Annotated in this window: 8 protein-coding genes and 1 pseudogene; 4 read left to right on the top strand and 5 right to left on the bottom strand. The window is 59.4% G+C overall.

Translation table 11 applies throughout. From position 1 onward, the window contains the following. Window positions 1-959: 959 nt before the first annotated feature. Together JAO74_RS19335 and JAO74_RS18575 are read left to right on the top strand one after the other, a co-directional pair. Window positions 960-1,070 (top strand): annotated as a pseudogene (locus tag JAO74_RS19335) (PEPxxWA-CTERM sorting domain-containing protein); the annotation flags it as partial. A 903-nt stretch (window positions 1,071-1,973) separates the two neighbouring features. Then, entirely contained in the window at window positions 1,974-4,346 is a 2,373-nt protein-coding gene (locus JAO74_RS18575; protein ID WP_199041859.1) for a membrane-bound PQQ-dependent dehydrogenase, glucose/quinate/shikimate family, read from the top strand. Between the two features lie 163 nt (window positions 4,347-4,509). Here JAO74_RS18575 and JAO74_RS18580 read toward each other — a convergent pair whose 3' ends face one another. Both JAO74_RS18580 and JAO74_RS18585 read right to left on the bottom strand, forming a co-directional pair. Further along, on the bottom strand, window positions 4,510-6,615 hold the full coding sequence (locus JAO74_RS18580) for an ATP-binding protein (protein ID WP_199041861.1): 2,106 nt from the start codon (window positions 6,613-6,615) through the stop codon (window positions 4,510-4,512). Between the two features lie 245 nt (window positions 6,616-6,860). Next, a complete protein-coding gene (locus tag JAO74_RS18585; protein ID WP_199041864.1) occupies window positions 6,861-7,601 on the bottom strand; it encodes a Crp/Fnr family transcriptional regulator in 741 nt (246 codons plus the stop codon). Between the two features lie 452 nt (window positions 7,602-8,053). Here JAO74_RS18585 and JAO74_RS18590 point away from each other — a divergent pair, with 452 nt between their 5' ends. Next, on the top strand, window positions 8,054-8,239 hold the full coding sequence (locus JAO74_RS18590) for a hypothetical protein (protein WP_233151254.1): 186 nt from the start codon (window positions 8,054-8,056) through the stop codon (window positions 8,237-8,239). Between the two features lie 86 nt (window positions 8,240-8,325). Here the strand turns inward: JAO74_RS18590 and JAO74_RS18595 are convergent. Further along, window positions 8,326-9,083 (bottom strand): IS5 family transposase gene (locus JAO74_RS18595; RefSeq protein ID WP_199041870.1). Its coding sequence is split into 2 segments (ribosomal slippage): window positions 8,326-8,759 and window positions 8,759-9,083, totalling 759 coding nucleotides; the frame shifts between segments, so codons are not numbered across the junction. Between the two features lie 227 nt (window positions 9,084-9,310). Here JAO74_RS18595 and JAO74_RS18600 point away from each other — a divergent pair. Then, window positions 9,311-11,878, top strand: a complete 2,568-nt coding sequence (locus JAO74_RS18600; protein WP_332908863.1) for a sensor domain-containing protein — start codon at window positions 9,311-9,313, stop codon at window positions 11,876-11,878. Window positions 11,879-11,891: 13 nt separating this feature from the next. Here the strand turns inward: JAO74_RS18600 and JAO74_RS18605 are convergent, their stop codons facing one another. Both JAO74_RS18605 and JAO74_RS19340 read right to left on the bottom strand, forming a co-directional pair. After that, window positions 11,892-12,053, bottom strand: a complete 162-nt coding sequence (locus tag JAO74_RS18605; protein WP_199041874.1) for a hypothetical protein — start codon at window positions 12,051-12,053, stop codon at window positions 11,892-11,894. Window positions 12,054-12,176: 123 nt separating this feature from the next. Then, the coding region (locus JAO74_RS19340; protein ID WP_199041876.1) for a flagellar hook-basal body complex protein FliE at window positions 12,177-12,232 on the bottom strand (56 nt) is incomplete at its 5' end.

The raw sequence follows: 12,232 nt of genomic DNA on the forward strand, positions 1-12,232 counted from the left end.
GAGACCGCATACGTTGACGCAGACTGATCAGATCACCTCAACATCCAGCTTGCAAACGGGGCGGGCCATACGTTCATATAGGTCCGTACCTGAGTACGGGGACAAGAGATGGGCGACCCGACGATTGGCGGCCTGGCACGCGCGGGTGGCGTTGGCGTCGGGAAGATCCGCTACTACCAGCGGTGCGGCCTGCTTCCGGAGCCGAGCAGGGGTCAGGCCCGGGAAGCCGTGGTCCGGTCAGGCCCACCCTGCTTATCTGTCCCGTGGCTGCCCGGACCAACCGGTATGGGCGAGAGAATGGCGATGCCTGCTTCAGGAAGGTGATTGGAGATGGCCTGCGCGGCGATGAATGGCCTATCGATCCAATGAAGCGCGTGGGGGACGAGGCCGTCCCATAATGATGCACCTTCCCGAAAGAAATGTCAGAAACCATTACCCGATATTAACCGTATCTTCGTCGGCAGTCGCTCGGAGCGGCTAGCCCTCCGGGGAGTTAGTCTATGAAAGCTATGGTTTCGGCAATCGCACTTGCGGTCGTGTTTGTAGCAGTGCCTGTCTCTGCAGCACCAGTATTGACTGAGGTCAACGCAAATCTTTTGAATTCGCCGTTTACTTTTTCCGTCCAGGGTGTGGCGTTCACACTGTCGGCGGTCGACAGTTTCTCGGCTCCACTTGTGGTTTCGAACGACACTGGCGGCGCAATTTCATCGGTCTTTGGAGCGCCATCGTCTTTCTTTGTAAACCGTGGCACCGTCCAGTTTGGTCCCGGCGTTTTCGGAAATTACACATCATTTTTAAGCCCGACTTCGGTGAATTTCTCCAATGGAGATAATTACCTTGGCATTCGATCGACAGTCGGCGCAAATGACTTTTACGGCTTTGTCTATACAACGAACAATGTTCTAAAGGGGTATGGTTTCGAAACCATGGCCAATACGACCATCACTGCAACAACGGTGCTCGCGGCGGTTCCCGAGCCTGCGACATGGGCAATGATGCTCATCGGGTTCGGGATGATCGGGGCAACGGCTCGTTACCGCCGTAGGAATACGACTGCAGCTTTCGCCTGAGGGTTTGTCGTTTTTCTCAAATGATCGGGAAGTCGCCAGTTTGATAGCTGGCGGCTCTTAATACGATAGCCGATCTGCGTTTCCGCATCGTCCGGGGGGCTCGGGTTTGATGCGCCCCGAACCTTTGAAGCCTCGTCAGGATGCATGTCGGCGCATCGACAAGCATGCTCAGCTAAGCGCTATTCGGTTTTCTTTTAATTAGGGCCGAAATGGATATCCGGCGGCCCGTCATTTCCTTAGGTCGCCGACGGCGGCTCCAGATATCCATTAGAATGGCAACGGAGCGGATAACATTTTTTCTGAAGGAAAATACCGATCCGCTGTGGGCGATTATGGCGCGAGGCGAAACATACCGGGCCGCGCACCAGCCTAGGCTGGCGGCCTGATGATTTAGCTGGAACGACCAAAACAAAAGGAGACCAGCTTTAAGAGGTTGCGAGAGCGATGCGATGTGATGGAGAACCGGTCAGACCGGGAGCAGGGACAACCCAACGGACGCTCAAAGCATGATAGCCTGTTGAATGAGATGGGACCCAGCTCGCGGACTCCATCAGGGCCAGCAGTTCTTCAACGGCTGCACCAACAGGCCGAACAGAGAGCTGAGCCCGACCCTACGTCAGATCGTCGAATTACACTGGCAACGCGGGAGCCATCCACAGAGAGTGTCTGGAGTTGGATGGCGCGGGAAGGGCATGAATGGCCGGGATTGGGTCCGGTGCTCCCGCCGCTTTGTCCGCAAAAAAGCTTACCCCGTCGAACAGAACGGCTGCGCCAACGTCGCCAACCTGCTCGAACGCTCAGGGCAGCCAAACGAGATCGGCATGGCACCGCGCTGAGCCTGCCGCATGAGACTTCCGTCTGACCGACGCGTTGAATGGCCAAACAGGTCGGAAGGGATCGGGCATGGCTCAGCTCTACAGGCTCGCGATCGCGTGGTGCGTGGCCATTCTTGGCGGCTTCTTCGGGGTAGCTGGAGCCGTTCTCATCTCGCTGGCCGGATCGCCTTATTATCTGATCGCTGGAGTCGCGATGGTGGCCACTGGCGCGCTGCTTGGTCGTGCGCCGCGGCAAGGCCGATGGCTGTTTGTCGCGACCTGGGTTGGAACGGTCATCTGGGCATTGTGGGAGGTTGGCCTCGACGGGCTTCAGCTGGTGCCGCGCGTGGTCGCGCCGACCGTCCTTCTGATCCTCGTGCTGCTGACCGGGTGGCGTTCGCGGTCCTGGCGATCGCATTCGCATGCGGTGCCTGCGGCCGCGATTGCGGCTGTGCTGGCCATAGTCGGCGTCGCAGGGCTGGTACTGCACGGCGACGGCGTGCAGGCGCAGGACGCGCCTGCCGTAACCTCGATCGCGCCGGCGCCGATCGGCGAGGCTGATAGTGACTGGCGCGATTACGGCGGCACGCTGTCGGGGCGCCGCTATTCGGCGCTGGCCGACATCACGCCGCAGAACGTCGGTCGGCTGGAGCTGGCTTGGACGCAGCGCACCGGCGACCTGCCGATGGTCGCCGAGACGCAGGAGCACAAGCGCGAATATCACTCGGAGGCGACGCCGATCCATATCGGCGACACACTCTACACCTGCACGCCGCATTCCTTCGTCCAGGCAATCGATGCGACCTCCGGCAAGACGAAGTGGAGCTGGCACGAGGACGCGCCGATCGCCGGCAACAACTATCTGGTCTGCCGCGGCGTCACCTATTTTGAAGCACCGGCAGGTACGCCATGCCCGCGCCGCATCTTCGCGCCGACCTTCAACGCTCGGCTCGTGGCGCTCGACGCCGATACCGGGCAGCCATGCCCGAGCTTCGCCAACGGCGGCGCGATCAACCTGCGTACCAATATGGGCACCTCCAAACCGTCCGATCAAATTGGCACGACACCGCCCGTCGTCGTCAATAATCGGCTGATCATCGGCGAGCGGATCATCGACAACGTCAACCGCGACATCCCCTCTGGCGTGGTGCGTGCCTATGATCCGGTGTCGGGCGGGCCGGTCTGGGCTTGGGACGTCGGTCGCTCGCAGGACGCGATTACACCGCTCCCGGAGGGGCAGACCTATACCCGCGGCACGCCCAATGTCTGGGGGGCGATCACTGCTGACGCCACCAACGGCATCGTCTATCTTGGAACCGGCAACGCCTCGCCCGACTATTGGATCGGCTATCGCCGGCCGTTCGACGACCGCTTCGGCTCGTCAATCGTTGCGCTTGATGTCGCGACCGGAAAGCTGCGCTGGACGCGGCAGCTCGTTCATCGCGACATGTGGGACATGGACCTGCCGATTGGTCCATCGCTGTTCGACTACCGTTCGCCGAACGGACAGCTCATACCCGCTCTGATCCAGACGACGAAGATGGGACAGGTGTTCTTTCTGAACCGCCTGACCGGCGCACCGATCGCCGCGATCACCGAACAGCCGGTGAGCACCGACGGCGCGACCCCGGGCGTGCGTGTATCGCCGACCCAGCCTTTCTCAACCGGGATGCCCAGCTTCACTCCGCCAGCTCCGACCGAGGTCGCCACCTGGGGCGCGACGCCGATCGATCAGCTGTTCTGTCGCATCGATATTCGCCGGGCGCAGGGCACCGGCATCTATCAGCCGATGGGGTTGAAGCCGATCATCGGCCATCCCGCTTTCGACGGCGTCACCGACTGGGGCGGCGCGGCCGTTGATCCAGTGCGCGGGGTGATGACGGTCAATACGATGGAGATGCCGTTTAAACTGTGGCTGATGCGCCGCGACGATCCGCGCGTCGCGTCGTTGATGAAACAGGAGCAGGGCGGCGAGAACGCCATGCAGGCGCAGCTCCAGACCCAGTACAACACGCCCTATGTTGCGGTCGTGAAGGCATGGGTCGGCATCTTCGGCGCGCCGTGCGTCGCGCCGCCTTGGGGACATCTGACCGCCGTCGACCTCGGCACGCGCAAGGTGCTTTGGAAGAAGGTGCTAGGGACGGCGCGTGATACCGGGCTGTTCGGATCGCATCTGGGTGTGCCCGTCAAGACGGGCGTGCCCAATCTGGGCGGCTCGATCATCACTGCGGGCGGCCTCGCCTTCATCGGCGCGACGACCGACCAGTATTTGCGTGCTTTCGACCTCAACACCGGCAAGGTGGTGTGGAAGGCGCGGCTGCCCGCCGGCGCGCAAGCAACGCCAATGACCTATCGTGGGCGCGATGGTCGACAATATGTCGTGATTACGGCCGGTGGCCATGGCGCGCTGGGCACGCGATACGGCGATTATACCCTCGCATACGCTTTGCCGAAGGGCTGATGACAATCGAATCCCACTACTGAACTCCGGTCGTCGACGGCGTGAACGAGCGGCAGAAGGTTGGCAGAGACTTAGGTGCTGCGAATGACCGCATCTGGGTCATGCCGCGCCTAGACCCATCGCTTTGGCGGAAAAGAAAAGGTTGGAAGGGGCGCCGGATCGATCACCCCCCCACGTACTTCATCATCTCCGCCACTTTCGCGGTAAGCCCGAACATCGTGAACGGCTTAGTCAGCAGTTCCATCCCCGGTTCGAGATTGCCATTACCGACTGCGGCGTTTTCCGCATAGCCGGTGATGAACAATATCCTCAGCCCTGGCTGCAGCATACGCGCCGCGTCGGCAACCTGGCGGCCGTTCATCCCACCGGGAAGTCCGACATCGGTGATTAGCAGATCGATCCGAGCGCCCGATTGCATCACCTTCAGCGCTGCTGCACCGTCGCCGGCGCCGATCACGGTATAGCCTTGTTCTTCGAGTACCTCGTCAATCAGATGGCGGATCGTCGCCTCGTCGTCGACCACGAGGATCGTCTCGCCACTGGCCGCCTCTGCAGTGGCGATCGCTTCTTCCTCTTCAGGCATCAGCGCATCGCCCGCGTACCGGGGCAGGTAGAGACAAATCGTCGTGCCATGACCAAGCTCGGAATGGATTTGCACCTGCCCATTGGATTGACGCGCGAAGCCATAAATCATCGAGAGACCCAGGCCGGTGCCCTGACCGATTGGCTTGGTGGTGAAGAATGGTTCGAAGGCACGCGAGATCGTTTCTGGGGTCATGCCTGTACCGGTGTCGGTGACGCAGATCGATAGATACTGGCCGGGCGCAAGGTCACGTTCGCGCGCGGCACGGTCGTCGAGCCATTTGTTGGCGGTCTCGATCGTAATGCGCCCGCCATGAGGCATGGCATCACGCGCGTTGATGCACAAATTGAGTATCGCGCTTTCGAACTGTGTCGCATCGATCATCGCGACCCACAGCCCGGCTCCACTGATCACGTCAATATCGGTCGTCGGGCCGACCGTTCGCCGTAGCAGATCCTCCATCCCGAAAATCAAACAGTTGATGTCAGTGGCGCGGGGATCGAGTGTTTGGCGGCGTGAGAAGGCGAGCAAGCGTTGTGTCAGTGCCGCAGCGCGGCGACCGGCAGCCTGCGCGGCAATGACGAACCGCTCGGCATCATCGAGCCGTCCGCGCGCGATACGCAGTTGAAGCAGCTCCAGGTTTCCCATCATGCCAGTGAGCAGGTTGTTGAAATCATGCGCTAGTCCACCGGTGAGTTGACCAACTGCCTCCATCTTCTGCGCCTGACGCAGCTGGTCTTCGGCGGCAGCGAGCGCCTCGGCGGCGATCTTCTCTTCGGTGACGTCTCGACCGACAGCGATGATCTTCCCGTCGCCTGGGCCGGCTGTCCAGGCAATATCGCGATAGCTGCTATCGGCATGACGATAGCGGTTCTCGAACCGAGCAAAATTTTGCCCCGCTGCAATCTCGTCCGCACCGTCTATCGTGTGGGAGAGGTCGTCGGGATGGATCAGGGAGAAAAGCGGTTTTCCAATCAACGCCTGCTCGGTCCAGCCGAGGGTCAGCATCCAAGCTGGGTTCACCGCTTCGATCGTGCCGTCGAACGCGGCGATCAGCATTAGATCGGTCGACATTTGCCATAGCCGGTTGCGATCGGCGGTCCGCTCGGCGACCTGGGCCTCCAGCGTGGCGTTTACGAGCCGGAGCTGCTCCTGGCTCTCTCGCAGCGCGGCGTCAGCGAGGACGCGTTCGGTTGTCTCATTGGTGAAGATGAACAGACCCGCGACGTCGCCTGCGGGGCTTAGAACGCGCGAGTAGGAGAAGCTGAACCACGTGTCTGCCTTCCCGCGATCGGTATCAAGTTTCCACGGCAGGTCGATGAAGTGCCTGCTTCGACCGGCAAAGGCATCCTCAACGATCGGCTTGGCTTGCTGCCAGGCGTCGGCCCAGACGACTTGGAAGGGTGCGCCCATCGCCCAGCCGAGACGCGGACCAAGTAGTGGAAAATATGTTTCATTGAAGAAGAACGTCTGTGCCTGATCGCCCCAAGCCAGGATCATCGACTCAGGTGAGTTGAAGACGGTGCTAAGCGTGGTCTTCAGAATATCCGGCCAAGCTTCCGGCGGCCCGAGCGGATGGTCGCTCCAGTCGCGTTCCAGAATCAGTTTCGTTGCCTCGCCGCCTCCGGCAAGAAAGCGTAGGGCGGGCGGCAGGGAGGCGATGTCGCGATAGGCGTCGGAGGGCATCGTATTCCGGTCAATTTAGATAGATAGAGGGGCGTTGGTATCGCGTCACGGATAAGAATGCATCAGCCTGCGGGAGCGCAGGAACCGCAGGCGATCATCGTCGTTCGTAACTAGCAGCTTACGTCTGCTTTCATCCCTTTATCAGGCGAAATTGCTGCTCGGGTTGCTGCTCGGGTTGCTGATCGCCAGTCAGCGACCCTTTTCCATTCAAGACGTCCTCGCTGCTTGCAGGGGCGGAGCTGAGGTCAAGCCGCAGTCTGTTCGCCGATCGCTATGGTTTTCGGGCGGAGATAAGCACCGTCGAAGCTGCCGAGCTGCCGCAGGGCTGATAGATCGGTCATCATCACCCCGCCGCGGCGAAGCGCGACCATTCCTCGTTGTTGCAGCTCGCGAAGCACGCGGTTCACGTGGACCGGTGTTAATCCAAGCGTATCAGCCAACTCCAGCTGTGTGAGAGGAAGGAAACTGTCGGCCAGGCTGTCCGGGACCGACATCATGGTCCGTTCGCTCAGCTCGCTGAACAGATTGGCTGTCCTTGGTAGCGCCTGGCGGCAACCAAGATTGATAATCCAGGCGCGCGAGGTGGCATCCTCGACCAGGGAGCACCAATTCATCGCGTGGCGAATCCCGGCTGACGTACTCTCCAAGCGATATAGTGCCTGCGGCTTGATATAGGCGACGTGCATCGGCGTCAGGGCCATGATCCCCTGGTCCATCTGGCTCAGCATGGCACAACGAACGCCGCAGAGGTCGCCGGGCAACAGCAGGGCGGTGATCTGTCGAGTGCCGTCCGTCAGCACTTTATAGCGTGCAGCCCACCCGGACAGGATGAGATGGATATGATTGGCTGCCGATCCGCCATGGACGATGTTAGTTCCATGAGCGATGTGCCGCCTATCCAGGCTTAGTGCGTTCAAGTCTTGAAGGTCTCCCGCGTCCAACGGGCAAAACTGTTGCAACCGGGTAACCAGCGGGTTGGCATTCATCTATTTATGCCTTGTTCGATCGGCTTTCATGATTGCCCATTGCTCTGTCTGAATCAATACCGGCTATATTCCATCCCATTTGCCCTCCACATCTATAGGCAGGGTAGGCGGCAGGTGAAACGGCAATTCTCCCACGAACGAATGCTCTTATAGATTGCTTCGGTTTAAGCGAGTTGAAACATACTTAACATTTAATAGGAATGGTAAGGTAAAGGATCGATTATGCCCAGCCACGTGATGATCCCTTGTAGGGCCGTTGATATTGTCTGCTAATAATACGGGGGGCTATTTACCTATGCTTGATTGACGTTCGGATGCGTGGCTTTCTATATCTCGATCGGTTGCCTATCACGGGTCCTGGTGGAGGAGATCATGCAGATTTCTTGCGCTCAAGCTGAAAAGCAATGCTCGCTGTGCGGAGAAAGCGTTAAGGCAGCGGCGCCGCTGTGCAGATGGTGTGGCATACCTTCACCGAGGCCGAGAACGTTGCGTACTATAAGAACGCTTGCGAAATCGACGCTCTCAGGTCCAGCGAAGCGATGGGTCGTTCGCGCCAAAAATTCCAGAACCGCGCCGCTGGAACGATCGCGATCGCCGTCATCCTCTTGGCGATCACGGCGATCTTCGTATGGCGCTGACGGGGCTGCGATCGAGGAATGCGTGCGCCTGAACGCGGACCAGCAAATCAGTGTTGGCACAGATCATTAGGCTCAGGACTCGTTGATCACAGCCAGAAGATTATCGTGGCGGCGAGAGCGACGGCGGATAGGAAGACGGTAGGGCACCGGTCGTAGCGGGTGGCGACGCGTCGCCAGTCCTTGAGGCGGCCGAACATGATCTCGATGCGGCTGCGGCGTCTGTATTGTCGCTTGTCGTACCTGACAGGCTCGTTGCGGGACCGCCGACCTGGGATGCAGGGCTGGATGCCTTTGGCCTGCAAAGCGTCCCGGAACCAGTCGGCATCATAGCCGCGGTCGCCGAGCAGCCACTGCGCCTTTGGCATCTCGTCCAGCAGGGCGGCCGCGCCGGTATAATCGCTGACCTGGCCCGCGGTCATGAAGAAGCTGAGCGGGCGGCCGTCGGCATCGCTGACGGCGTGCAATTTGGTGTTCATCCCGCCTTTGGTGCGGCCAATCAGGCGGCCGAGACCCCCTTTTTAACCCGCAGGCTCGATGCCGTGCGGTGCGCCTTGAGGTAGGTCGCGTCGATCATGACGGTCTTCGGATCGGGGCTTGTAGCAGCCAACCCTTCCATCATCTGGAGGAAGATGCCCTTCTCTCCCCAGCGCTTCCACCGATTGTACATCGTCTTGTGCGGGCCGTAGTCCTTCGGCGCATCGCACCAGCGCAGCCCGTTACGGTTGACGAAAACGATGCCGCTCAACACCCGCCGATCATCAACCCGCGGCTTGCCGTGGCTCTTGGGAAAGTACGGCTGAAGCCGCGACATCTGCTCGTCCGTCAGCCAATACAGGTCGCTCATCCGGGGTCTCCTTGCGGAGCCTGAATCAGATCGCGGCACTCACATCAATGGGTCCTGACCCTAATCATCTTAAGCGGAAACGGCACCTATTATTTCAATCGCCTATGTTTCTGGCTGCCTGTCCAAGGCAATCAGCTCAAAGTGGTTTCGTTACCGTTTGTTAGCTGCCGTCGTCGATCCTACGATTAACGGGAAGTGGTTGTCGGGAAGGCGATTGATTGGAACGGGTGGGGGATCAAAGCCGCGATCGAAGTTGGGACGACGAAGCATGTCCAGACGAGCGTCACTATGACGGGCTGTTGAATGAGCACATCGCAACGATTACTCAACCGGCTGCATCGTCAAGCCGACATGCAACGTCGCAGGATGCCCTGTCAGCGGCACTTCGTTTAGCAGGTGTCGGGGTCGTCACCCGGGACCGACACGGTAAAATCACGGAAGCCAATGCGGTATTTATCAACCTTGTTGGACGCCCTCACAGCGAAGTTTTAGGGACCTGTGACGTCCATCTCATGCATCCGGTCGATGGTCTCCGGTTCGCCGAATTATACCGTGCAAACCTGGCGACGGGCTCGTCATTTGAGGCAGAGATACGATATTTGACCCCGGCGAATGTGGTGGTCTGGTGCGTAACCCACTCCTCATTTGCGCGTGACGGAATAGGGCGGGTTACATCGTCGGTCATGGTGGTCCGTGATGTCACCTCGGACCGGCTGGCCACAGTCAGCTTTAGCGAGACCGAGGAAGATGCGCGGTACGTTATCGAGCTTAGTCCACAGATAAATTGGACAGCAACGCCTGACGGGATGATTGAACGCGTCAATCCACGCTGGGCTGAAATTACGGGTGCCGACTTATGCACCGCGCTGGGAGAGCAATGGATCGAGAAGCTTCATCCCGATGACGTCGCCAACGCTACTGCAGCGTGGATGGCGTCGGTTAAGACCAAGGTGCCGGTCGATATCGAATATCGGCTATCAACGCACGATGGCGGACATCGTTGGGTACGAGCCCGCGCCTCGGCCCGGCTGGACGAACAGGGTGACGTGGTCCGTTGGTACGGAACGCTTGAAGATATCAATGACCGTAAACTGACCGAGCATGCTTTACGCGATAGCGAAGAGCGGTTCCGATTGGCGGCGCAGGCCGCTGGGATCGGCATCTGGGACTATAATGCACTGGACGACCGACGTGAGTGGTCGGACGAATTTAAGGCGATGCTTGGACTTCCTGCGGACGCAGCGTCAGCGGTGGCTACGGCACTAGCCTGCGTTGTGCCGGACGACCGGCACAACCTTCAGGCGTTGATCAGCGCGGTTGAGGCCGGTGACAGTGGGCACCGCTTCGAGACCATGGTCAGGATACGACGATCCGATACTGGCGAAGAGCGCTGGATGAAAACCGGCGGTTGGCGAATTGAAGCGCCCTCAGGTAAACTGGGCCGGGTTCTGGTCACGATCCGGGACGTGACCGAGGAACGCACGGTCGAGGAGCGTATCCGCTGGACCGCCAGCCATGACGCAATGACCGGATTGCCAAACAGGGCTGCCTTCGGAGAGAAGCTTGAGCAGGCGATCGCAAGGGCGACGTACAGCGAGACCAATGTGGCATTGGCATTGTTCGATGTCGATCATCTGAAAGAGACAAACGACACCATCGGCCACGATGCAGGCGACCGGCTGCTACAAACCGCAGCTGACCGATTGCGACTGGCATTTGGCGAGCGGTGCACGTTGGCAAGGTTGGGCGGCGACGAGTTTGCCGGGATCTTTGAGGCGTCGGATGATCTCGATATGAGTGCGCAAGTACAGGCCGCGCTCGAAGCCTTGCGGGAGGCGTTCACGCACGACGGGCGGATCCTTGATTGTCAATCGACTGCGGGTGGGTCCGTCTTTCCAATTCACGGCACGACTGCGGCGGAATTGCTCAAGTCAGCCGATATTGCACTTTATGCGGCAAAAGCGCGGCATCGGGGCGGGCTACTGACGTTCAAACCAGAGATGCGGGCCGATCTTCAGCGGCGCTCATCCATGATCAGCATCGCCCGCGATGCGGCCCGCGAAGATCGGATCATTCCTTACTACCAACCCAAGGTCGTGCTGGGCAGCAACAGAATCTTCGGGTTCGAGGCGCTTCTTCGTTGGCATAGTCCGCAGTTGGGCCTTCAACTTCCCGGAACGATCGCTGCGGCGTTTGAGGATCTGGACCTCGCCATTGCCATGAGCGAACGCATGCTGACGCAAATCGTGGAAGATATGCGGCGCTGGCTGGATGAGGGCGTCGACTTCGGGCGGATCGCTGTCAATCTTTCCCCAGCCGAATTCCGCCAAGATGCGCTGGTACCCCGCATTCTCGATCGACTGCATAAAAGCGGTGTTCCAACTTCGCGACTGGAACTGGAAGTCACCGAGACGGTGTTCCTGGGGCGCGATGCCGAAACTGTCGCTCACGCCTTAGAGGCGTTTAGTCAGGCGGGGATCAAGATCGCGCTCGATGACTTTGGAACCGGTTTTGCTTCACTTACTCATCTTAAGACATTTCCGGTCGACGTCATCAAAATCGACCGCAGCTTTGTCAGCAACCTCGACGGTGACGCTGGCGATGCCGCTATTGTCGATGCCGTAGTCGGACTCGGCCGTCGCCTGGGTATGGAAGTCGTCGCCGAAGGCGTCGAAACATCGGTGCAAGCGCAGTATCTTCGCGACTGTGGCTGTGAATATGGACAGGGCTATCTGTTTGGAAAGGCCGCGCCTGCAATAATGGTCAAGGATATGTTGCAAAATGCGCGTAACTAGTATTTTGATCTGATTAGATGTTTATAGCTGACGGTGGCTGAATGTGTCGTGCTAATTGCGCTTCCAGATCTGCTAGGTAGCGCTGCAATGCCTGTCGCGCCCATTCGCGATCAAGCTGGTCAATCAGCCGCTTGGTAGCGATGATCTCACGTTCAATCGAGCCTTTACCCATCATGCGTTGTCTCCGGCCCCCCGAAAACGGCGAGTGAAGATTAAGTGAGTCTGGTTATCATTTGGTTAACCGCGAGCGAAGCGCCTGGCATGAACCATCCTGTCGGTGAGGGCGGTGCTCATCGGATCAGACCGGCATGCTCATGATGTCCTTGTACGCGGACAGCAGCTTGTTCCTGACCT

Source organism: Sphingomonas mollis (assembly GCF_016427505.1).
Taxonomy (GTDB): domain Bacteria; phylum Pseudomonadota; class Alphaproteobacteria; order Sphingomonadales; family Sphingomonadaceae; genus Sphingomonas; species Sphingomonas mollis.

What these genes read in the sequence shown, in the direction of transcription:
- JAO74_RS18575 (WP_199041859.1), top strand. Translation starts at nt 1,974, where the DNA reads ATGGCTCAGCTCTACAGGCTCGCGATCGCGTGGTGCGTGGCCATTCTT.
- JAO74_RS18580 (WP_199041861.1), bottom strand. Translation starts at nt 6,615, where the DNA reads ATGCCCTCCGACGCCTATCGCGACATCGCCTCCCTGCCGCCCGCCCTA.
- JAO74_RS18585 (WP_199041864.1), bottom strand. Translation starts at nt 7,601, where the DNA reads ATGAATGCCAACCCGCTGGTTACCCGGTTGCAACAGTTTTGCCCGTTG.
- JAO74_RS18590 (WP_233151254.1), top strand. Translation starts at nt 8,054, where the DNA reads ATGGTGTGGCATACCTTCACCGAGGCCGAGAACGTTGCGTACTATAAG.
- JAO74_RS18605 (WP_199041874.1), bottom strand. Translation starts at nt 12,053, where the DNA reads ATGATGGGTAAAGGCTCGATTGAACGTGAGATCATCGCTACCAAGCGG.